Here is a 22289-nt window from a genome sequence, read left to right as displayed (position 1 = left end):
GGTATCGTTAGCCAGGATGCCGCCGACCTTGGCGGCCGCCAGTATGACCACATCGATCGCCTCCTCGCGGCAGAATCGCTCGACGGCCGCCTGGTCGGTCAAGTCGAGTTCGGCGCGGCTGCGCGTCACCACATTGTCGTAGCCGCGTGAAGCGAGATTGCGTAGCAATGCCGATCCGGCCATCCCGCGGTGCCCGGCAACGAAGATTCGAGCGTTCTTGTCCATGGTATTTACTCGTTGAACTCAAACGTCTTGAAACCCGCGAGCGTTACCAACGCATCCCGCTTCGCGACCTGGTAGTCGGCTCGCACCATTTCCTTAACCAGCGATTCGAACGACGTAACCGGCTTCCAGCCCAACTTTTCGTGCGCCTTGGTGGGATCGCCCAGCAGCGTTTCCACTTCGGCTGGGCGGAAGTAGCGCGGATCGACACGCACAATCACGTCGCCCGGCGCGACTTTCGCTTCGCCACCTACGACGCGCTCGACAATGCCCACCTCGTCGACACCCGATCCCTCAAAGCGCAAGTGAACACCCAATTCGCCGGCGGCTTGCTGAACGAATTGACGCACGCTGTACTGCACGCCTGTCGCAATCACAAAGTCTTCGGGCTGTTCCTGTTGCAGCATCAACCATTGCATCTCGACGTAATCGCGCGCGTGACCCCAGTCCCGCAGTGCGGACATGTTGCCGAGGTACAGACAATCCTGCAGGCCTGTTGCAATGCGTGAGATTGCTCGAGTGATCTTGCGCGTCACAAAGGTCTCGCCGCGCACCGGCGACTCGTGATTGAACAGGATGCCGTTGCACGCGTAGATGCCATACGCTTCGCGGTAGTTGACGGTAATCCAGTAGGCGTACAGCTTGGCCACCGCATAGGGGCTTCGCGGGTAGAAAGGTGTTGTTTCCTTTTGCGGGATTTCCTGTACCAATCCGTAGAGTTCAGACGTCGAGGCCTGATAAAAGCGCGTCTTCCTTTCGAGGCCGAGAATCCTGATTGCCTCAAGAATGCGCAGCGCGCCGATGCCGTCCGCGTTCGCCGTATATTCCGGCTCCTCGAACGAGACGGCGACGTGACTTTGTGCCCCGAGGTTATAAATCTCGTCAGGCTGCGCGCGTTGAATGATCCGCACGAGGCTGGTCGAGTCGGTCAGATCGCCGTGGTGCAGGATGAAGCGGCGATCGGATGCATGCGGGTCCTCGTACAGGTGATCAATTCGTTCCGTGTTGAACAGCGACGAACGGCGCTTGATGCCGTGAACTTCGTAGCCCTTGTTCAACAATAATTCGGCGAGATACGAACCGTCCTGACCTGTGACGCCGGTAATCAAGGCAACTTTGTGACTCATGGTGTGATGCTCCTCATAATCGATGCGCCGGGACCGTCCACGCGCCTTGCTCGGGGGTTGTGACGCTTAATCCGCACTGCTTTCGTAGCCGTAGTAATACGTGCCATAGCCAAGACGTCTCTGCGGCACATCGGTAAACAGCACGCCCTTGAGGGCGACACCGACATTGCGCAGACGGTTGGCAGACTCCAGAATTTCCGGCATGGGATGGCGGCCATGACGCACCACGAGCAAGGTCGTGCCGGCGTGCTTACCGATCAACGCCGCATCGGTCACAGCCAGCAACGGCGGCGTATCGACAATGACGATGTCGTAGAGACTCGAAACGTGATCGAGCATCGTCTTGAAGCGCTCACTCATCAGCAGTTCAGCCGGATTCGGCGGCAATGAACCCTTCGGCAGGACGTCCAGGTTCGGCAGCACTTCACGCAGCACCGCACTGTTGATGTCCAGGCCAGCGATGACATCCGAAAGTCCCGGGTGTCTCGACACGCCGAAATAACTGTGCAAATCGCCACGCCGCATGTCCGCATCGATCAACAATATGCGCTTGCCTCCGCTCGCAAGCACCGCCGCCAGATTCACCGACATAAAGGATTTCCCGACCTCCGGACGCGGACCAGTAATGACGATCACGTTATTGGCAGCGTCGAGCAGGCCGAACTGCAGCGCGGTGCGCAGACTCCGAATCCCTTCAATGGCCACATCGTGCGACGCGATCGAAGCAAGCACGTGATGGCCGGTGCGGCCCCGTCGCATGCCTTGACGCAAACGCACCTGCGTCTCGCTGTGTGGCACGGCTGCATAAACCGGCAAGCCCAGCACCTGCTCGATTTCGTCGCCGTTTTCCACGCCGCCGAACAGCGCATTCTTGACGAATGCCGCCACCGTTCCCGCAATGAGTCCCAGCACCGCCGCCAGAACGATTACGAGCGCCCGCTTCGGCTTGACCGGCACCTCGCCCGCAACGGCGTAGTCGACCACGCGGACATTGCCAACCTGACCCGCCTTGACGATCTTCAACTGCTGCGCGCTGTCCAGCAGGTTCGTGTACAACTCCGTGTTGACCCGCACATCACGCAACAGGCGCAGGGCGGACTGTTCCGTGTCCGGCAAAGTCGAGACGCGCTTGTTCAACTGGGTCTGTTGCGCTTCGAGCGAGGCGATCTGCGCATCCAGTCCCAAAACTCCCGGGTGTGATGGCGTAAACCGTTGTGCCATCTCGATCTGCTGTTGCTGCAAATCGACGAGTTTTGTTTTGCTGTCGACGATCTGTTGCAGCAGTAGGCGGCTTTCTTCTGTCAGATCGACCGTTCCCTTCTGATTGCGAAATGCGTTATAGCGATCCTCTGCCTGATCGAGCTGTTTGCGAAGCTGCGGCAATTGCTGGTCGAGAAAGCTGAGTGTGTGTTCCGCTTCTGCGGACTTCCGGTCGATGTTCTGCTGGACATAGGTCGCGGCGATCGTATTGATGACCTCGGCGGTGCGCTTGCTGTCCGCGCCGTCGATCGAGACGCCGATCACCCCGGACTGCTTGGTTTTCTCGGCAATGACAAGCGCATCCTGCAACTGATCGACCGTGAGGAGCGTGGAAGCCCGAGTCAGAAAGAATTGTGTGCCCGGTCGCGCTTCAAGACGCGAGACCTGCAATTCAACTGGACCCGCTGATTCGCTGCCTCGAGTCACGCTGCCCACCTGCCCGTGAAGAACAACGTCGCCATCAGGATCGACCAGATCGAATTTGTCTCCGCCGCGCGCCACCAACGTGTACCTCACGTCGTATCGGTCACGCGGCACATTGAATAGCGATACTTCGATATTCTCGCCGCCCCACGCGAAACGCTCGAGGCCAAACAGAGCCGGTGCTAATTCATTGGCCCTCGCACGCCGCGCCAGGACGGCGCCGATGAGCGGGAAATAACGCGGCTGCGCGCTGATATCGAGGTGAAGCGATTTCACTGTCTGGCCGACCACGAGTCGCGATCGGATCAATTCGATCTCCGCGTCGGCCGTCTGCTTGGTGTCGAAGATCGACGCGAGTTCGCCGAGTGCGTCCTTGGTTGAATTTGCACTGTCTTCAACCTGGATCATCGCGTCCGCGCGATACACCGGCCTTGCGATAAACGCATAGAGGGTCCCGATTATCAGCACGGTCGTCGCGACGGCAACGATCAGCTTCCAGCTCTCCGCGATAACCGAAAGGTAGTCGGAGAGATGTATTTCGTCGCCATTCGACGAATCGATGAATCGATTTTGATTTACGGATGCCATAGATTAGTGAGTCAGTCGAACCATTGCGTCGAGCCAGTGCGCCACGCCACGCTCAATCTGCGCCAAGGCCGTTTCGAAGGCCGCGCGTCCTTTGCGGTACGGGTCAAGTACGTCTATGCCCTCATGGTCACCGAGGCGATAGACCTTGCCCTTCGCGAAGGGATAGTTCGTTTCGATCCTCTTGCGCTGTTCCTGCGTCATCGACAGAACAAGTTCTGCCGAGCGCATGTGGAGCAGGTTCAAGTCCACGGCAATATGACCTTTGATGTCAATTTCACGCTCCGCCATCAATTCGATAGCGATGGGATCGGCACCGCGTCCGACGACCGCGGCCCAGCCGGCGGACATTACACTAACGCCAGGCAACTGCTTCGTGAGCAGCGCCTGAGCCATCGGACTTCGGCAGATGTTTCCTTCACACACAACAAGGATGCTGTCTATCATTTCGTTACAATCGCCTCGGTCAGGCCTGCGTTGATCGCGGGCAGCAGCAGATTCAGCACACGGCTGAAGCGAACGAGACCGTTACCATCCACATACACGACGTCCTTGGGCTGCAACTCGAATTGATTCGCCAGCACCATGGCGACTGGCGAGCGCGCATCGAGATGGAATACCTGCGGCGTCGTTTCGGACGAGCCGCGAATCACATAGAGCTGCGCTGCGTCCGCACTGGCAGTATTCACGCTGCCGGCCTGCGATAGGGCATCGCTCAATGTCAGCTTGCCGCTCTTCATGGGAATGGCGGTTACAGGCTTGTTGACCTCGCCCATGACAAATGCGCCGTTGTCATCGCGCGAAACGACACGCAACAAGTCACCGTTCTTTAGCAGTATTTTTGAAGGGTTCTGATCGCTCGATAGCATGCTTGTGAGATTCAACCGATAGGACACGCCGTCCCGCACGAGGACCATCCGGCTTTGATCGGCTGTCGTACTGAAGTCGCCGGCCCGGTTAACGGCTTCGAACAGGGTCAGTGGAACATCGTTAATCGGAACAGCGCCCGGCGCGCGCACCTCGCCGTCCACATACACCTGCTTGGCACGAAACGAAGCCACACGCACCGTCACCTGCGGCCGGACGAACACTTTGCTCAATGCGGCGTACACCGCCTGCTGGCTCTGATCGACACGTAGGCCGGCAACATGAACGTTACCCGCATATGGCATCTGCACATTACCGTTGCTGTCAATCACGAATCCTTGCGCCGGATCGAAGGGCCGGTTGTTCGTTTGCGTCTGGGCGCCCAGCGCCGCCATCAGTTCAGGGTGATCCCACACGGTGATCTGCAGAACATCCCCCGCCCCCAATGTGTACGGCTCCGGCTTACTCATCAGCTCACGCAGTTGCACTGCGTTTGCCTGCGCATCCGCCTCGCGCATCCTTTCTGTCAAGGCGACGTTGATATCGGTAATCGGAATCTGCATCTCGATCGGCGGCACCTCTGAGTTCCCGCTTGCGACCGGCAGCGTTGCCGGAGTAGACATCCGCATACCAGGAGCCACTGCACAGGCCGACAACACAGTACTTGCGGCGACGCTCATCAGTAGACGAGTACAGCGGCGATCAGGACGTTCCACTCCATCTCCATTACACTTTCCAAAAAATCCCATCAGTTATTCCTCGAATTTCGTCCAACTCTTCTTTCACATGGCGATAGCTATTGCCGCTCAGGAATGGCGAAAAGCCATTTCCCGGATTCGGCTAATGCGCACTCAGATCTGGCGTCAAGCGCTTTCTCCGTGCGGAACACGTGGTCTGTATGCGTACACGCGGGAGGAATCGGTCACGCATCACCTCGCGGGCCGACAAGCCTGAAAGCGCGGTTCACAGCGTCAATTCCGAAATTTATTTACCGCATGAGTGTTTCATCTGGATCGCTAATACGCGTTGCTGCTAACCAGTCCCCTCGCTACCGTTGTCACGACAATCCGCATGTCCAACGCGAACGACCAGTTGCGCAGGTAGTAGAGGTCATGCTCCACGCGCTTCTGCATCTTCTCGACCCGGTCCGTCTCGCCGCGGAATCCGTTTACCTGCGCCCAACCAGTAATGCCCGGTTTGATCCGGTAGCGATGGATGTAGCCGTTGATGACTTTCTGATAAAGCTCATCGTGCTCGATCGCGTGCGGACGAGGCCCGACCACCGACATTTCGCCGCGAAGAACGTTGAAAAACTGCGGTAGCTCGTCAAGGCTCGTCCGTCGCAGCAGGGCACCCACGCGAGTGATGCGCGGGTCACCCTTCGTAGCCTGCGTGACCACGCCTGTCTTTTCGGCATGTGGACGCATCGTCCGGAACTTGTAGATTTTGAACACGCGGCCATCAGCCCCTTTGCGATGTTGCGTGAAAAACACCGGCCCACGCGATGAACACTTCACGGCAACCGCAATAATCGTCAACAACGGTATCAACGCGAGTAACGCAAGCGCCGCAAATACGCGATCGAAAATTTCCTTCTGCACGATTGCGCGTGCTGGCAAAGGCGATGCGACAAGGCTAATCGCCGGCGCCCCGATCAGGTCGATCACGCCGCCTTCGAATAACGCCATGCTGCGCACGTCAGGAATGAAGCGGATATTCACGAGGTCGTCACGGAATTCATTGACGAAGCGCAGCATGGTTGACGCTTCCGCCAAGGGCAAAGCCAGCCAGATTTCCTGTACGCCTGCGCTCCGAACGTGTTCGGCAAACTTGTGAAAATCGTCGAACACCGGCACGCCGTTCAGCACGACACTTCCTTCCGGCCCCACATCAAACACCGCAGATGCACGAAAACCGCTGGAAGGGGACGCCTCGAGTTTGCCCACCACTTCCTGGCAATGAGCCCCGACCCCGAGCACTGCCACGTTGCGCAAATTCAGACCGGCATAACGCACGCTGCGCAGAACGGCATGTAACATCAGTCGCGATACGATCAATGCACCGCCCGTGATCGCGGTCCAATAGGCGAACCACAGGCGCGAGATGAAATCCGTGCGGTGCAGCGAGAACATCAGCACCAGTCCGCACGCCTGCACCACCAGCCACGCTATCGAAACCTGTCCGGTCAATCGCAACAACGAACGGCCACGCCACGACTCGTACAAGCCGAAAACCGGAAACGACACCAACGCGAATGCGACGGAAAACGTAATAAACGCCCCGTCTCCTCGACTCTGCCCTAGATCCTCAAAGCGAATATGCGACGCCACCATGGCCCCCGTCACGATGAGGACCAAATCGACAAGCCGCGCCAATAACGCCTGTATCCCGAGCATCTCGCGATTCCCCGCCTGAAGTTGGACTGCGTAACATACCGACGCGTCACGCGCGCCCGTATGTGTCATCGAAACGAACGATGTCGTCTTCGCCGAGATACGATCCGGACTGCACTTCGATAAGTTCGAGTGGCAACTTGCCCGGATTCTCCAGACGATGCGTCACACCCAGCGGAATAAACGTCGACTGATTCTCACTGAGCATGAATTCCTCACCGCCACGCGCGACGAGCGCCGTGCCGCTTACCACGATCCAGTGCTCGGCGCGATGGTGATGCAATTGCAATGACAGGCGGCCGCCCGGATTCACGACGATCCGCTTTACCTGAAATCGCTCACCACGATCGATTGAGTCGTAGTAACCCCATGGGCGCCGTACCTTTCGATGCGCATCGGCCTCGGGAGCTTGCAGCGCTTTCATCCGGCTAACCACACTCTTTACTTCCTGCAAGCGCGAGCGGTCGGCGACCAGCACGGCATCGTCGGTCTCCACAACGACCACGTTGGTCACGCCGACGCAGGCGATGAGACGCCCCTGCGAGTGGGCGAAGCTGGACGTCGTCCCTTCGAACACGACTCGTCCGCGCGCAGCGTTGCCGTCCGCGTCCTTGTCGAGTGCTTCCCATACGGCGTCCCAAGACCCAAGATCCGACCACCCTGCGTCAAGCGATACCACCACGCCTTCCGCGAGTCGTTCGTCCGATCCGAGACGTTCCATCACCGCGTAGTCAATCGAGTCCGACGGGGAAGACTTGAAAGCCTCTACACCAGGACGGAAATACAACCCATCGCAAGTACCTTGCGCGTGGGCTAACAAGCACGCGTCGTGCATCGCCGGCTGTATGATCTTGAGCGTAGCGAGCCATACGCTCGCCCGCACAACGAATATTCCGCTGTTCCACCAGTACTGCCCCGATGCGATGTACCGCGCGGCCAATTCGGCCACCGGTTTTTCGACGAATCGCTCAATACGATGCGCGCCACCGCTAAGGTCAGTACCAAGCTTGATGTAACCAAAGCCCGTATCAGGACGCGTCGGCGGCACGCCCAGTGTCACAATCGCGCCGTGCTGCGCATGCCGAGCCGCCAACGCAATCGTCGACTGGAAGGCATTGAGGTTCTCGATCGAATGATCTGCCGGCATTGCAACAATGATCGCGTCGTCACCATCCGAACACGCCGCCGCAGCGGCGAGTGTCAGCGCGGGTGCCGTGTCGCGTCGCGTCGGTTCAACCACGATGCGTGCGTCGATTCCTCTTGCCCGGAGTTGTTCCGACGTAACGAAGCGGTGATCGTCGCCGCATACGATGATCGGCGTACTCACCGTACCTCCATCGGCATGGAACCCTTTCATCCGTTGCACAGTTGCTTGTAGTAACGAATCCGGCCCCAGCAAATCAATCAATTGCTTTGGATATTGTTCCCGTGACACGGGCCACAGTCGCGAACCCACTCCTCCCGCAAGTACAACAGGTACGAGTCGCACAGCCGCTGCAGAGGCAACCCGCTCTTCCGTCGGAACTATCTTGATATCACTATCACTAACTTCCGCCTCACTGACCGACGTGTAACCCATACGTACTCCTATTCGACATTCCAACAGGATCAGAAATGTTGCACTTTTAATTTCCCCACACTGTAGGCGGCCTGACGTATCTCCCTCGATCATGGGCCGTACAAAGTTCGCCAAAGTCATGTCCAGCGACACTACAACGTCTGCCCCAAAACAGATGCGAGTTGAATTGAGCGGTGCGTTTTACGACTGGCGCCAGCTGCAGCCACACGCAGCAGTGACGTGGAGTATTAACGTGACATGAGATTCGTACTTCTCGCACCGACCATAAAGATCGCGCATTTTAAATAGTCCGATGATGTACGTCATTTCTTCACAAAAAACTCTGCTCGCCTTTTCCGAGTGCCGTAATGAATGATCTGCAATAGCTTAAATCTCAAACACTACCGCCATCTCTCATTTTTAAAACGACCGCCTGGGCTTCAGTTGCAGTGCATCATACATAGGCTGCCTTCAGACGTAATGTGACTGACGGAAAACGCCAACATGTTGGCGTTTTAGCCCATTCGCTCCTGACGCGTCTGAGTAGGCCATTCACGTGTCTCGCGCATTGTGCCTGGCACACATACAACAGCCCATTCACGTAGCAATTTAGGGTGAACTGCCACGACCTCGACCGGGCATCCTTTATCCAGAAAATCTCACTGTTTGACGCCTGCTTGACTCTACTCCGTGGCTGCGTCAATTCCACCGCTACGCTCTTCCAAAGGGGCATCCGAGCCCATACAACGCATCCGAATCCATTCAGTTTCGATGGTCCACAATCTGCACGAATTGAATGGAAATTTGCAGGTGCGAAAGCCAGCCCATACATCCTTTGCACACGTTGAAGCGACCTGTGGATTCCAATCCTCGTGCTCCGCTAATCTGATGCTATCAAACCAATTCGCGCCAGATCTTCAGGTCAATGAGGTGCACCGGGTCGGAAAAATATGAGCAAACTACCGTGGCAAAATGCGCCATGGATTTGGCTGACTCCACCCAACTTTCCGGTCTATTGCCGCCACAACCGACATGATTTCATCCGATACCGAAGGCCGCATCCGAGGCGATCGCCCACGACCGGAACAATTACTGTTCCGAAAGCGTCACTGAGAATTGCGACTGACTGTCTGTAACTTCAAGTGGTTGTTTTTATTGCCCGGGACAGGACGTCCGGCTAACACCGCGCCAGGGAAGCCTTCATTGATGTTGTTAGCAGTCCTCGATTGAAGCTGACGTTGCAGATCTACGAAATAAACACTGACGCGATAAAAGACGCAATTCCGACGGGCACGATGAAGATCGTGCATAGCCCCATCCGCATCATCAACTTAGCCCTTGCAGCTTCCCAAGGGCCGCGCGCGCGATGCGGCTGAAACTCAAGAAAGACGACCGGTTGGAAGTGCCGCCTCCCGACCTTCAAAGCAGAAAGCAAGCTGAAGATCAGATAGACAAGCGTCCAGCCGAAACAAAATTTCGAAAGAATCGACAGAGCGATCGTCATATATTTCGCCACTTGATCTAACAATTGAGACGTCTTGAGCCTATCCTGCAACGCAGCATTTTTCATGACAAACGTTTGGCTTTATCCGTCGTCTTTCGCTCCGCCGGCTTACGTATGTGACCTGCTGGCGTGCCCCGCTCCGGAACGGTGCGAGTCGGCGATCCAGGCACTGGTCGGAGCAGCACGTCTGGCGTGATCGACTATAGATGGCCGCTTGCTGCACAGCAGTACAGTCGGATTTTTTTACGCAAATCTACCAACCATACAACGGGGGTAGCCATGACTGATAGCGACAGACTTTTGCTAATACTTTCGGTACACCGATCGTCTGATCACCTATCTGCTTACCAGAGTGAGTCGCATGGCTCATCTCGCGAACGAAACTAGACAAGAGTGTTAAACACCCTCCTCGACGAACGATATTTGGCGATGGAAGTCATCTGTGCATCGACACGCCCAGAACAAACGCGGACCGAGCTCACCCAACTACTAAAGGTCGAAGCGGAGAGATTTCATAAGCTCGCGGATACATTTCTTAATCGGTCAACATTGATTTTCGACCGCTCCTAATTTTCCCGAAACAAAAAAAACCGACACATGGTGTCGGTTTAAAAAAGCTTCCGGCTATTCCGAGGATTACTGCCGGAGGCTTGAGAGAAGTGTATTTTCGTCGACGACTGCGACGCTGTTCCGACATAATTTTGTACTCAACCGCCAAATTTGACTGGCAACTGCTGGCCACCAATCGCAGGCGTTCGATATTAAATCGGCAAGATCCCAGCTACTTCAGAATCGCAAGATCCAACAGAACAACCATCAGTCTCTCAAGATGCACCCGATCAGAAGATCCAACGCGCCGCCACAGGTATAGTCTGTAGTGGTCTGCATTGGCCAGAACAACACAACGCAGGCTACAGCCTGTCGCGCTTCGCACGGCGGTCCAAGAAGCGCGATCCCGACGTGATATGGACGGTGCAGGCGTGGTACACCTCCACGACGGCTCGAGATTGATAGTCGAGATGAACGTGATCGACAAATGCATCTGTTAACGTCTTGGCGTCAAATCGAACCTTCGACACTTGCATTACATGCATCGCCAAGGCCTGTGCGCAGCTGCCCAGCGCCACACGCTGGAGCAAGTCGATCCTGCCGTTAACGCACATCCACAGATGCGTGCATTGAACCACGTGTTGCGCAGTCAGCCACTTCCCAGTCAGTCGACGTCTGATTAACTGCGACACGACGAGATAGGTCAGTAGATCTGCACGCGTGTGTGTGTCGGAAGAATTTGACCAGGACATTGTTAATCTGGATAGCCAACAGGGTTGGGTATATTACGCATAACGGATTGTTCTCTTTGTTAAGCGAAGGCGCGTAAGATGGCATCTCCGTCAAGTAAGGCAATTTCCGATGCACGGCCAGACGAACTTCAGTCCAATTCGCCTATTCCCCCACCACCGCCTACCAGTTTCACGTCACGCCATGCTCACCATGGAAGACTACCTGACCCGGGAGATTACTCGCGCACACGACGAAGATCTCCGTCACGACAGGGGATCGCAAGTCCAGACGCAGACCATCAAAAAACATACGTGCCACAGTCTTTGCGTCGTACCTTTCTCGCGAAGTTTGCTCTATCTGTTCCGCTAAACGTTGCGCACGGCACGCAAGCCCGACGCGCTGAAGCCAGTCAGCTCTGCGACCGTTTAACCGTAGCCAAAGATGTGAATATTCGACAAGTTGCTCGAAATTTAGCCACTGGCTTGTCCTCTGACGCATTACTAGTTGTGAGGCGACCAGATAGGCAAGCAATTCTGTTTTTGCATACAGATCAAAATCAACAAGTCGGTGCGTCATCGTGTGTGGAAATTAGGTTATATCGCAATGCGTAATCGGAAATGAGTGTGGCGCCCCCTCGAGTGAACGTCAAAATAAACCCTGTATACCCCACAGACAGTTGCACCCCTAACGCGTGTAAAGGTCAGACCTCCAGCGACGCATAGTCCTACGTTGTGTCTGATCCGATCCGCCAAAACGTTGAAGGATTCCGCCGAATTTAGGTTGCCATTCTTCCGCGATCTTTCACAAGCGGATTTTCTCGGCAACTCGCCACGCAATTGGATAACAAGAAGTTAGAGATTGGAGTGATAGATGGCGTCTCGAACCAATCTTTTGGCGCCATAGACTAAGCCCACCCTTGTATCATCCATGGTCCTGGAGACAGATATTCTTGAGCGATATCTTGCCGAATGCTGCTAAAACCGGCTTGAAATCGTTTCGCATCACGTCGAAGTCAATTTCAATTCCCAATCTTATGCGTTACAGATGACAATTCAGATTAAGCACACGGCAATTCACGACGTCAAGCTGATCGAACCATGCATCCAATCAGATAAGCGGGGTATTTCGTTTGACAGCTTCGACCAAGAGGAATTCGAGGAACATGTGGCGCGCGGCTATCGATTCGTGCAGGAGCGTCACTTGGTGTCCGCCCACAATGTGCTGTGTGGTCTGCATTATCAGATTCGGCGCCCGCAGGGGAAACTAGTGCGTGTCGTGAACGGTGAGGTGGTCGACGTGGCGGTTGACTTGCGACGCTTGTCGCCCACGTTCGGGCGCTGGACCAGTGCACGGCTATCGGCATCCAACTGCCGTCAGCTGTGGATTCCGCCGGGGTTTGCGCATGGTTTCCTCGTGTTGTCGGATGTCGCAGAGGTACTTTGCAAGACAACCGAGCGCTGCTTTGTCGAGCATGAACGCACGTTGCAGTGGGACGATCCCGATATCGCGATTGCCTGGGATCTGGACAAGGCGCCAATCACATCCGCGCGTGATGCGGTGGGTACGAGTTTCAGCGTTGCCGAGGTTTATTGATCGCAATCCCCACTCATGGTCGACCGATGTACCCCACGAATAGTCTTTTATCGCATCTGTCGACGCACCTAACTAAACGACCGTTTGCTTGCACGGTACTCTGTCGGCGTTACTCCAAGGTATTTACGAAATACTTTCGAAAGCTGTCCGCCACTTCCGATTCCGCATCGCCGCGCGATCTTGTCGACCGGAAGGTCCGTTTCGGAAAGAAGGTGGCAGCACTTGTCAATTCGAACGTATAAGAGGTAGTCGGACGGTGTCACACCCATTTCCATCTTGAAGCGGCGCAAGAAATTCCGCTCACTCATCGCGACGAATTGCGCCGCTTCTTCAATCGTGATCGTTCTTCCGCAGTTCATGTCCAACCATTGTGCCGACGACTGTATCTTTTCGCTCACAGCTCCGAACGCGTTCTTCTTTGGAACGGAGGTAAACTGTTCGTCATAGCGCAACCTTAGAGAGCCGGAGATCTCCCGCGCGATTTCCGCGCCGAGATCCTCTTCAATCAGCGCTAGTGCAGCTCGCAGCGGAGTGCTTGATCGCTGGGAAGTAGACACTTTCAGTCCGTTCCACGCGACCTCATGAGCACCTTCGCCACGGCGAAATTTGCGGGAAGTATTCGATGATTCAGCGACGTTCAGTAGCAAGCGTCTTTCGGAAATTGGAAAAATCCGTTCGCTACGCAAATCGAGTTGGCTCAGCCAGGCAATCAGGTGTTCTTCACTCAGCATGCTGTGGACGCCTGCACCTCCGGCGATAAAGAGCGCATGAAAATCGTCGGCATGACCACGTGATTTGATACTGTCGGTCCAAACAAACACCGATGACGAACTCGCTATCCTGCCACCGCTGACCGACACGAGATGAACGTCGTAGCGAGGCCCATCTATGCGCAAGGACATGCAGAGCGCATTGGCTGACTGGAAAATCTCCACTACCGTGGCTGCCTCTGGTAGCGAGAAACCGTCGAACAGTGCAATGCCTATACGTCTTACGGAGCGAACGTCATGGAATACCTGAGACTGAGTCGCATCACGACTACTGCGGGCAAAAAAAACTGCCATCCAGCCATCCCCCCCGGAAGATAAGTGGCCTCCTACGGCTACATTTGAGCCGTTTTGACTGTCTGGACAATCGTACACAAGCGGCACGCATAAGATCGCTGGATGGCCGAATAGGATAATACGTTGGCGGTCACGGACCGATTGCAGCATTCAGGCAGGAGCTTCAGCGGCGGATGTCCGGTTCAAGATTATTCGAACATCTTCCATTACATTATTCGGCATCCTATATAAATAGAATAATGATGTTGATCTTCTTGCAAATGCCACGAATCGCAGATGGCCGACCGTCGCGTTCTTTGGCTTCAATATTTTGACGAATTCTGCCGCCCTCGCATCGGCGGGCGTTTCGAGGCGTCGGAGACATCGTTTTCGCCAACCCAGTTGGTGGTTTTTTTGATTCAGCTAGATGGCAGGGCGCTCGCGAAGAGCCTGCTGAGTGGCTATTGCGCGTCTGGCTGTAGATCGCGCGAAATGCGCATCGCCTAGCTGTGGCGGGCAACACGTCAAGTCCGCGCTGAACCATATTGCTTTAACGGCAAACGCTGACAATCCGGCTCAGTATTCACATGCTGTGCAACACAGCAATATATGAATATGCTTTACACGAGGCGCGGCGAACTCACATCGGCACGGGAGACAGATGCTGCTCCAGGTAAGCACGAAACTCGACGCGTACCTCGGGATGCCGCAGTGCAAATTCCACCCCCGCCTTCAGATAGCCCAGCTTGCTGCCGCAGTCAAAGCGCGTGCCGTCGTACTTGTATGCAAGTACCTGTTCATCGGCTAGCAGCGACTGGATCGCATCCGTCAACTGGAGTTCGCCGCCCGCGCCCGGCGTGATTGCGCGAAGATGTTTGAAAATTCGCGGCTTCAGCACGTATCGACCCACCACACCCAGGTTCGAAGGTGCCATACTCGGCTCAGGCTTTTCAACGATGCCCGCCATTTTGATAATTGAATCCCCCCATTCCTTGCCGTCGATGATCCCGTACGACTTGGTATCCTGCGCCGAGATTTCCTCAACACCGATCACCGAGCTATGATAATGATCGAACACCTCGATCATCTGCGTCATGACAGGGGGGGTGCCGTATAGCAAGTCGTCCGCGAGAATTACAGCGAACGGGTTATCACCCACCAGCTTCTCAGCGCACAGCACAGCGTGCCCGAGGCCGAGCGCCTCCGACTGACGCACGTAAAAACAGTCAACATGACTCGGTTTGATGCTGCGCACCAACTCCAGCAGCTTGTTCTTACCGCGCGCTTCCAGTTCCGCCTCGACTTCATACGACTTATCGAAATGGTCTTCGATGGCACGCTTGCTGCGGCCCGTGACGAAGATCATTTCGGTGATGCCTGCGGCCATGGCCTCCTCCACCGCATATTGAATCAGCGGTTTATCGACGATCGGCAGCATTTCCTTTGGGCTAGCCTTCGTAGCAGGGAGAAATCGGGTGCCAAGACCAGCTACCGGAAACACTGCTTTTGTAACTTTTAGCATAAAGGAGTCCGAATATGATTGCTATGGCCGATCCATGGTCGGGCCACCTCTGCCCCACATCGATAGCCGCGGAAAACCTGCACCCTCGGCAGCGACGCGCAGAGGCAAAGTGCGCGAAGGGCGGCGCTTTAGGCTGCCATCAGTAGTTCGGTGACGACCGCTGCGATTCAAACGGCTCGTTGTCGCCCACCCAGGTACCGAAACGACTGGGCGGAAGCATAAGGCCTCAGTTGGCCATTGTTCAAAAAACCATCGATCGAAGAGGAAGCAGATTGCGATTGATCAATCTCCATGCAGCACGGTGACCAGACGTGATATCGGCAATTCGAGTACCTAAAACTACCAGCAATAAATAGCAATTAAATAGCGAGAAAGAATAGCTGCGCTTTGACGATTAACGATTCGACCGCCTTCCAACCCGATGGTAATTAGCGAGGCGAACAATGTCCGAAATACACCCACCGCTATTGGCCACTCAAGCCCGCTTGCTCGCGCGATACTCGGTAGGTGTCGTCGCAAGATGCTTGCGGAAGAGTTTCGCGAGCCGACCGCCACATCCAATGCCACAATGACGCGCCACCTTGTCGACTGGCAGGGCGGTTTCAACAAGCAGGCGACAGCTCATATCAAGCCGCACGTACAGCAAATAGTCAGACGGCGTCACACCCATTTCGATCTTGAAACGCCTGAGGAAATTGCGCTCGCTCATGCCGGCGATCTGCGCGGCGGCGTCAATCGAGATCGAACGGTGACCGTTCGCCTCCAGCCATTTTGCCGACGCCTTGATATTCTCGCTCACGCCTACCGAAACATTCTTGCGCACAATTGCAGTAAACCGGGTATCCGGAGATGGTGCGACCCAGTCAGCGATCTGACGCGCAATTTCGCTACCGAAATCCTCCTCGACCACTGCGATGGCTGTTTGCAACGGGCCGGCGGCGACGCTCGAAGGTCCATTGGCGGCGCCGATCTGCATCATTTCGCAAGCGTGTTTGCCGTAGCGCCTAACACCGGTGGCCTGCCCGAATCCGGCGACGTCTAGCAGCAATTGTCCTTCGCCGATCGGGAATACCAAGTCGCTGCGCGGATGCGTCCGACGCAGCCAGGCAATCAGGCGTTCATCGTGTAGCGCATCGTTCACCCCTACGCCGCCAGCAATGAACAAAGCGTGAAAGCGCTCTGCGTCGCGCCGCGCCTCGATATCTTCGGTCCAGACGAATACCGATGAAGAACTGACGATCCTGCCTCCCGCCACCGACAACAGGCTAACGTCGTAACGCATTCCGTCGCGCCGTTCGCCCTCAGTGAGCGCATTCACCGACTGGAATACCTCCACGACCGCTGCAGCCTCCGGAAGGGCAAAGCCGCCAAACAGAACTATGCCAATACGCCTCACGATGCCAGCCTCAGGCGAAACGTGGGGCGGCATTGCGCTGGTGCGGCAAAGGACTGAAGGACACTCCATCTGATTTTCCCCGGAAATTAGTTGCCTGTTCCAGCTTGCTTTGAGCCGGATTAATTGTTGAGTCTGATCGTACATAAGGATGGTTTGCGACGTATTTTTCTGGCCGAATCGAACAACATATTGGCGGCCACGATCAATTCATTAGCCGCCACACGAGGCCCAACATTCCGCCATGAGAAATTACCGGTTTTAATGAAAAAGCATTTCAAAAGACATCGCACAAAAATAGTCGATTAGCATATTCATATTAAATATCTGTAAATTCCCAGCACACGTATGATCGTCATCATCGAAGTGCATAAAAGTGCTACTCGCGAGTCGCGCACGGAGGCGGGCCTTCCTCGCAAGCGATCATTCCAACAAGCCGGAGCGGAAATGTGATGCAGCCACCTATAGTCGGTCTGCTCAAGAGCGAGTGTGGTTTCCGAGTACTGAAACGGTCGATTTGCCAGCGAGTCGTTCGCTGTGCGGTATGGCAAAGCAAGTGCTGATATGCTTGGCGACATACACTAGCGCGCTCCGAACGGGCTAGTGGCTCAACATAAAGTTCAGCCGCACGGGGCGGATCAAAACTGGACGAAAATCAACACCGAGCCCTGCATTGAACGACGACCCGCAACACACAGCAATACCGCTAAGCCGCCTGTTGTTGCCGCCGGAGCCGCCAACGCTTGCTCCGGGCATCGTGCACAGCAATTTCAGCGTTCAAGGCGACGCCCGTCAAAGCTTCCTGGCCTGGCAGGAGCGTATGAGTTCCGTCTACGACATCCAGCCTTCGTCAAAGCAGGCTGAGGATACGTTCGATTCATCCCTGTCCCGTTACACGATCGACAATCTGAGCCTCTTCGACTTCCGCACCGCGCCGAACCTGGCCGTGCGATCGTTGGGTCGAGTTTCGACCGAGAGCATTCGCGACATCACCTTCAGCGTGTTCCTTGAAGGGCCACCGTCGCAGTTCGTGGGCGGCAAGCCACAACTCGATGCGCCGCATATACCGCAAGTGCCAAGTATCCTCGCGCTGGACATGGATCAGCCGTGCACAATCCGGAGTTTTCATGGTCGGCTACTGCTACTTTTTGTGCCGCGCGCGCTGGTGGAAAAATCGTTCCCCGATGCCGCCTCGCTACATGGCCGTTGGGTCCACGCCACCACGCCTTTGACGCGCCTACTCATTGAGCATCTGGTGGCGCTCAAGCGGCAAATCGTCGGACTGAGCAAGGAGGAAGCGCACCACTCCTTTCTCACTGCGGTAGAACTACTCGTCGCCGCTTTCAGCCGTCAAGCGGGTCTCTCCGGCAACAGCCGCGCGGCGGTACGTGCCGCAGTCTATGGACAAGTGCGGCGGTATGTCGAGACTCATCTGCACGATCCGGATTTGTCGCCTGACAGCGTGTTGGCATCGCTGCATCTCTCGCGCGCCAGCGTGTATCGCATCTTTGAGCATGAAGGTGGCCTGGCCGCTTATATCCGGAGCCGCAGGCTGCGAATGGCGGCCGATGAACTGGTGCGCTTTCCGCATATGGAGGTACAGGACATTGCCGCGGGCTTGGGTTTCAATGATGCGTCGAGCTTTACGCGTGCATTCCGTCGCGCCTTCGACATCGCGCCACGGGATTTACACGAGTACGCGCCGTTGCTCCAGCGCGAAAATGCGAGCCCGGAGCGCTTCACCTAGACAGATAATGTCGAATCGATTGGATCGTTAGCTGCGATCGGGGGCGCGCAATGCAACGAAGTCTGCGGCAGGCAAGTTACGACGGGATATCCACATGACGCGTAGGGCGTCGCGCATCATGCTCGCTGCTGATCTATGCGCTCTCGTCGTGGCGACGTGGGGTGATCGGGGTAGTGCTCAGAAACCCTGCGTGCTTTAGCCGAGACGAGCGAGCGTGCCCAACCGATACGATGGGTCAGGCTGGTATTGATATGCGGCCATGAAACAAGCTGCCGTTGGCGCCCGAATGAAATGCACCGCCATGTGCGGCAGACCTCGCACCGGGCCTCGAAGATCGGTCAAGTCGGCGAGCACTGCTACCGCGCTGACGCAATTGAAAATCAGCCGTGCCCCGATTCGATCGACTACAGCTTGCTCGCGCGATCCTGAGACATGGGCCTGGTTGAAAAGACTTTGGAAGAAGGATCGCTACGACGCCCCAAAAGCGTGAATGTGCGCAAGCGACTGCGCGCTGCCGAGCGGCTTCTCGAGGCAGATGTTTGCGCCACTCTTCAGCCCCGCGGCGATCACTTGGTGCGACGTGCACGACGTCACGCACAGGACAACGGGGATCACGGATCCATATCTGCACAGACAGCGCAATGTATCGTATCGGAGCGCATCCGGCGCCACCCAATCGAGCATCACCAGATCGACCGGCACCTGGTTGAGCAGCCCGTGCAATGTTTTGTCGCATAGCGCGCCAAAACAGAGATGCCCAGCGGATGACAGGATTTCGAGCGCACAGTCAAGTGCCGTGGCATCGGATTCTAGGATGGCGATTCTCATGTGAACAGGTGCGCTTGCGGAGTGCAGCGACGAGAGTGGTCGGTGGTGAGCAGGTCGGCGAATTGATAGGCAATGCCTGTATGGGCGAATGCACTTCGACGGCCGAGTCTACGCGAAAGCACTCGACAAAATTGTCAAGAAATGTCAGAAGCAAGAAAGGGGGCTGTGATGCGTCGCGCTGGTTTGGCGACAGTCAATCGTCATTGTTCGACACCCTCGACCTTTTACCGAGCCGTAGTATCGACAGCGCACCGCACGCATCACCCCATCGCATCCTAGAACCGTCGTTTGAAGCCCGGACGTGGATTTTCGATAATTAGGGCACGATCGACCCTTGGTCACGATGCTGTTGAAGTCATTTCGCCACCGCCATTTGTACGAATTCCGTGGCCCGGTCATGCCACGCCACGCTCTGCACCTGTAATGGCCAAAGCCGATCCGCCATGTTTAAAGCGTTCTGCATCCGCCCCTCATAGCCGCCCGGGAAGTCCGATCGCGCGATCCCTTCGCGAGGACACTTCTCGCGCCTTTAATAGTCGGAAAATAAATCGTCGCCTGACTGTTCCCTAGCTGGCCTGACTGATTCCACCGTCATGAATCTCTATGAGATCACCACACCGACGACGAATGTCGCGATACCCAAAGGCAATGCCAAGGCCGCGCATAGCGCCATTCGCTGCAACAAGCTGGCCTTGGCGATCTCCCTTGTGCCACGCGCACGATACGGCTGAAACTCAAGAAAGACGAGTCGCTGGCTATGCCGTATACCGACCGATATGGAGGAATGGAAACTGAAAATCAGATAAACAATGATCCAGACGAAACAAAGTCTCGAGAGAACCGAAAGAGCGATTACCATGCGAATCTGCGTCCTGTGTACCGTCCGGCAGTACGAACGGAGTTTAATCTGGATTTGTAGAGTTTATGTTTCGACGCAGAATGTTGATCGCCAATGTTGTGGCGTTATCCGCCGAGGAGACGAGCTACGCAGACAAGATAGATCTCGGCTACGGATGGAGATCGGCGGCCGAGGCGCCAGTAGACAGCTATCGCGCAGTTGCTCGCCGCGCTGCCGACGATCAAATGAACCAGTACTTGGAAAAGCGCTGTGCAGAGGGCCATAGGAAGCGCGCGCAGACGCCGGATGAGTACCGTTCGATCAAAGATTGAAAGGGCGCGTGGTGTCCGTAGGGGATCCCAGATACCAGCAGAAGTGAGGCAGCAGCAACAGTGTGCGCTTCTTCAAACACGCGAGCAGCACCAATGAGAGCGCCACTCGCGAGACCCAGGGCTATGCCGATGGAGACGTGCCCGGTACGGCGGAGAAACAACGCGATGTAAGTCGCCCATACCGCTGACGAGAGCATTGTGCGCCCGCTAAACAACGCGGAATCCTATTTCGCTAGTCTCAATGCCGCAGCCGGCGTACAGGATCTTCGTTGCTCCGACGATCGCCATCCCCGCAGACAGAAGAAACGGCCAGCAGGCTGCCGCGTGTCGATTCGATGAGGCGATCCAAATTGCGCAGGCCAGTGCCAGCGGAAGAGTAACGGCAGCGTCGCCGAAGTTGCTGACCGCATTCCACATTTCGTGCACATGTCCGATTGAATGTGTGACAGATTAGCAGATGGCGCGATGTTCGATTAATGCAAACTCGCCGTATCAAACTCGATCGACCTGACCGGCAATCGCCCGCTTAGCGGTAGAAATGGAGTTTCCACACACTCTGGACCAGTTTCGGACTTGAAACAGCGACGAGTGCTGCCGCGACGCGTTCGGGCGTAGATGGAGGATACTTGCGTAGCAGCAAGCCAACGCATCCAGCCAGGACTCTGCACATGAAGACACTTTCTCTACTGACTCTTTGCGCTGCGTTGTTCTCGTTCGGCGGCGCGGCGTATGCGCAAGTCGACCAATCGGAGCCTCAGCTTCTGATCAAGACCGCGACGCAACAGGTACTCGACGAGGTGCGCGCCCGAGCGATCGCGCCAGACGATATTCCCCGCATCATGGATATCGTAAACCGGGACATTCTTCCCTACACCGATTTTCGCCGCACCACGTCACTGGCGATGGGCCGTTACTGGCGGACGACTACGCCCGCGCAGCAGCAGCAACTCGTCGAACAGTTCAAGATGCTCCTGATTCACACATATTCGGGTGCTATCGGTCAGCTCCGTCCAGACCAGCGGATCGACTACCCGCCGATACACATCGCTCCAACCGATACGGACGTGGTGGTGCGCACGATTGCAACCAGGAACGGTGAACCAGCAGAGATCGATTACCGGCTGTACCGCACGTCGCAGGGCTGGCGGTTGTATGACCTGAATGTACTCGGTGTCTGGCTAATCCAGACATATCGGCAGCAGTTCAGTGACAAGATCCAGGAAAGCGGCGTTGATGGTTTGATCAAGTTTCTCGCTGAGCGCAACCAGCAGCTCGCTTCGGGCAAGCAATAAGTGACCGCTGGGTATGATGGCGACGGACGCTTACAGCAGAATGTCGGTCGCGCAATGGACGTTTCGCGGACGTGCCCGAAAGTGGCTTGAGCGGCGCCCGCGAGAGTATGGAGCCGGCGGAAATTCCCGCGAGCGGTGAAAGGTCTGGACCCGGCCAGTAGCTGTCGTTGGCTGCGTCGGTAATGTCGCCATTCGAGCGACGGTTCGGCTCATGAAGCGGCCATTAACCTGGCTTCGTTCCGCGTGGCGGTATTGGGTCGAGGGTGTGTGAAAACCCACGTCAAGCGGGCCGATCGAAAAACTCGACCTTCAGATCGCGCTGTGTTGGCTTGGTGACGACTCGGGAAGGGTGAAGCGACACCGGGCCAATATCGAGCAGAGCACGGCCTTCACTCAGCCATGCAAGTGCTTTCCCCGGCAAAGGCGTCGCCGTTGAGAACATAACATTCTTGTTCTCAAGGCGCGCCAGTGCAGTCAAAGG

Annotated in this window: 17 protein-coding genes and 1 pseudogene; 4 read left to right on the top strand and 14 right to left on the bottom strand. The window is 56.1% G+C overall.

The window, feature by feature from the left end; translation table 11 throughout:
• The 8 genes from FSO04_RS03105 to FSO04_RS03070 all read right to left on the bottom strand — a co-directional run.
• On the bottom strand, positions 1 to 225 hold a 225-nt coding region (locus FSO04_RS03105; protein WP_154558292.1), incomplete at its 3' end, for an NAD-dependent epimerase/dehydratase family protein.
• Between the two features lie 5 nt (positions 226 to 230).
• Positions 231 to 1349, bottom strand: a complete 1119-nt coding sequence (gene gmd / locus FSO04_RS03100; RefSeq protein WP_154558291.1) for a GDP-mannose 4,6-dehydratase — start codon at positions 1347 to 1349, stop codon at positions 231 to 233.
• A gap of 66 nt (positions 1350 to 1415) precedes the next feature.
• On the bottom strand, positions 1416 to 3620 hold the full coding sequence (locus FSO04_RS03095) for a polysaccharide biosynthesis tyrosine autokinase (protein WP_154558290.1): 2205 nt from the start codon (positions 3618 to 3620) through the stop codon (positions 1416 to 1418).
• A 3-nt stretch (positions 3621 to 3623) separates the two neighbouring features.
• Positions 3624 to 4064 (bottom strand): low molecular weight protein-tyrosine-phosphatase, encoded by a 441-nt coding sequence (locus tag FSO04_RS03090; protein WP_154558289.1) that lies wholly within the window; start codon positions 4062 to 4064, stop codon positions 3624 to 3626.
• Entirely contained in the window at positions 4061 to 5233 is a 1173-nt protein-coding gene (locus tag FSO04_RS03085; RefSeq protein ID WP_479687405.1) for a polysaccharide biosynthesis/export family protein, read from the bottom strand. Before FSO04_RS03085 ends, FSO04_RS03090 begins: the two co-directional genes overlap by 4 nt.
• Positions 5234 to 5500: 267 nt before the next feature.
• A complete protein-coding gene (locus tag FSO04_RS03080) occupies positions 5501 to 6880 on the bottom strand; it encodes an undecaprenyl-phosphate glucose phosphotransferase (RefSeq protein ID WP_154558288.1) in 1380 nt (459 codons plus the stop codon).
• A gap of 46 nt (positions 6881 to 6926) precedes the next feature.
• Positions 6927 to 8456 carry a mannose-1-phosphate guanylyltransferase/mannose-6-phosphate isomerase gene (locus FSO04_RS03075; protein WP_154558287.1) on the bottom strand — a complete coding sequence of 510 codons (1530 nt, stop codon included), beginning with the start codon at positions 8454 to 8456 and terminating at the stop codon, positions 6927 to 6929.
• Positions 8457 to 9681: 1225 nt separating this feature from the next.
• A complete protein-coding gene (locus tag FSO04_RS03070) occupies positions 9682 to 10005 on the bottom strand; it encodes a hypothetical protein (protein WP_233464722.1) in 324 nt (107 codons plus the stop codon).
• A gap of 2259 nt (positions 10006 to 12264) precedes the next feature.
• On the opposite strand from FSO04_RS03070, the gene rfbC reads away from it, so the two are divergent.
• Positions 12265 to 12813, top strand: coding sequence for a dTDP-4-dehydrorhamnose 3,5-epimerase (rfbC, locus tag FSO04_RS03065; protein WP_154558285.1), 549 nt, complete (start codon positions 12265 to 12267; stop codon positions 12811 to 12813).
• A gap of 68 nt (positions 12814 to 12881) precedes the next feature.
• Here the strand turns inward: rfbC and FSO04_RS03060 are convergent, their stop codons facing one another.
• The 3 genes from FSO04_RS03060 to FSO04_RS03050 all read right to left on the bottom strand — a co-directional run bounded on the left by FSO04_RS03060 (position 12882) and on the right by FSO04_RS03050 (position 16843).
• Positions 12882 to 13877, bottom strand: a complete 996-nt coding sequence (locus tag FSO04_RS03060) for a GlxA family transcriptional regulator (protein ID WP_154558284.1) — start codon at positions 13875 to 13877, stop codon at positions 12882 to 12884.
• Positions 13878 to 14496: 619 nt separating this feature from the next.
• A complete protein-coding gene (galU, locus tag FSO04_RS03055) occupies positions 14497 to 15378 on the bottom strand; it encodes a UTP--glucose-1-phosphate uridylyltransferase GalU (RefSeq protein WP_154558283.1) in 882 nt (293 codons plus the stop codon).
• Between the two features lie 475 nt (positions 15379 to 15853).
• Entirely contained in the window at positions 15854 to 16843 is a 990-nt protein-coding gene (locus FSO04_RS03050) for a GlxA family transcriptional regulator (protein WP_154558309.1), read from the bottom strand.
• 601 nt (positions 16844 to 17444) lie between these two features.
• Between FSO04_RS03050 and FSO04_RS03045 the strand changes: the two genes are divergently transcribed.
• Complete coding sequence (locus FSO04_RS03045) at positions 17445 to 18518, top strand: helix-turn-helix domain-containing protein (RefSeq protein ID WP_154558282.1); 1074 nt, start codon at positions 17445 to 17447, stop codon at positions 18516 to 18518.
• A gap of 468 nt (positions 18519 to 18986) precedes the next feature.
• Here the strand turns inward: FSO04_RS03045 and FSO04_RS03040 are convergent, their stop codons facing one another.
• Together FSO04_RS03040 and FSO04_RS03035 are read right to left on the bottom strand one after the other, a co-directional pair.
• Positions 18987 to 19346, bottom strand: a complete 360-nt coding sequence (locus tag FSO04_RS03040; protein WP_154558281.1) for a response regulator transcription factor — start codon at positions 19344 to 19346, stop codon at positions 18987 to 18989.
• Positions 19347 to 19947: 601 nt separating this feature from the next.
• The gene (locus tag FSO04_RS03035; protein ID WP_154558280.1) at positions 19948 to 20205 is read right to left on the bottom strand and encodes a hypothetical protein; all 258 of its coding nucleotides are present in this window, start codon (positions 20203 to 20205) and stop codon (positions 19948 to 19950) included.
• A gap of 80 nt (positions 20206 to 20285) precedes the next feature.
• Here FSO04_RS03035 and FSO04_RS03030 point away from each other — a divergent pair, with 80 nt between their 5' ends.
• The gene (locus FSO04_RS03030) at positions 20286 to 20516 is read left to right on the top strand and encodes a hypothetical protein (RefSeq protein ID WP_154558279.1); all 231 of its coding nucleotides are present in this window, start codon (positions 20286 to 20288) and stop codon (positions 20514 to 20516) included.
• Here FSO04_RS03030 and FSO04_RS47380 read toward each other — a convergent pair.
• Positions 20426 to 20933 (bottom strand): annotated as a pseudogene (locus FSO04_RS47380) (phosphatase PAP2 family protein). The gene FSO04_RS03030 and the pseudogene FSO04_RS47380 overlap by 91 nt on opposite strands.
• A gap of 251 nt (positions 20934 to 21184) precedes the next feature.
• Here FSO04_RS47380 and FSO04_RS03025 point away from each other — a divergent pair.
• Positions 21185 to 21808, top strand: a complete 624-nt coding sequence (locus tag FSO04_RS03025) for an MlaC/ttg2D family ABC transporter substrate-binding protein (RefSeq protein ID WP_154558278.1) — start codon at positions 21185 to 21187, stop codon at positions 21806 to 21808.
• Positions 21809 to 22289: the final 481 nt, after the last annotated feature.

Source organism: Paraburkholderia madseniana, from assembly GCF_009690905.1.
GTDB lineage: Bacteria > Pseudomonadota > Gammaproteobacteria > Burkholderiales > Burkholderiaceae > Paraburkholderia > Paraburkholderia madseniana.
Note: the sequence above shows the minus strand (reverse complement) of the source record. Positions and strands in the feature narration are given on the sequence as shown.

Excerpts from the sequence above, each read along its gene's own strand:
- gmd (WP_154558291.1), bottom strand. The coding sequence starts at position 1,349 with ATGAGTCACAAAGTTGCCTTGATTACCGGCGTCACAGGTCAGGACGGT.
- FSO04_RS03095 (WP_154558290.1), bottom strand. The coding sequence starts at position 3,620 with ATGGCATCCGTAAATCAAAATCGATTCATCGATTCGTCGAATGGCGAC.
- FSO04_RS03090 (WP_154558289.1), bottom strand. The coding sequence starts at position 4,064 with ATGATAGACAGCATCCTTGTTGTGTGTGAAGGAAACATCTGCCGAAGT.
- FSO04_RS03085 (WP_479687405.1), bottom strand. The coding sequence starts at position 5,233 with ATGGGATTTTTTGGAAAGTGTAATGGAGATGGAGTGGAACGTCCTGAT.
- FSO04_RS03080 (WP_154558288.1), bottom strand. The coding sequence starts at position 6,880 with ATGCTCGGGATACAGGCGTTATTGGCGCGGCTTGTCGATTTGGTCCTC.
- FSO04_RS03075 (WP_154558287.1), bottom strand. The coding sequence starts at position 8,456 with ATGGGTTACACGTCGGTCAGTGAGGCGGAAGTTAGTGATAGTGATATC.
- FSO04_RS03070 (WP_233464722.1), bottom strand. The coding sequence starts at position 10,005 with ATGAAAAATGCTGCGTTGCAGGATAGGCTCAAGACGTCTCAATTGTTA.
- rfbC (WP_154558285.1), top strand. The coding sequence starts at position 12,265 with ATGACAATTCAGATTAAGCACACGGCAATTCACGACGTCAAGCTGATC.
- FSO04_RS03060 (WP_154558284.1), bottom strand. The coding sequence starts at position 13,877 with ATGGCAGTTTTTTTTGCCCGCAGTAGTCGTGATGCGACTCAGTCTCAG.
- galU (WP_154558283.1), bottom strand. The coding sequence starts at position 15,378 with ATGCTAAAAGTTACAAAAGCAGTGTTTCCGGTAGCTGGTCTTGGCACC.
- FSO04_RS03050 (WP_154558309.1), bottom strand. The coding sequence starts at position 16,843 with ATGGAGTGTCCTTCAGTCCTTTGCCGCACCAGCGCAATGCCGCCCCAC.
- FSO04_RS03040 (WP_154558281.1), bottom strand. The coding sequence starts at position 19,346 with ATGAGAATCGCCATCCTAGAATCCGATGCCACGGCACTTGACTGTGCG.
- FSO04_RS03035 (WP_154558280.1), bottom strand. The coding sequence starts at position 20,205 with ATGGTAATCGCTCTTTCGGTTCTCTCGAGACTTTGTTTCGTCTGGATC.
- FSO04_RS03030 (WP_154558279.1), top strand. The coding sequence starts at position 20,286 with ATGTTGATCGCCAATGTTGTGGCGTTATCCGCCGAGGAGACGAGCTAC.
- FSO04_RS03025 (WP_154558278.1), top strand. The coding sequence starts at position 21,185 with ATGAAGACACTTTCTCTACTGACTCTTTGCGCTGCGTTGTTCTCGTTC.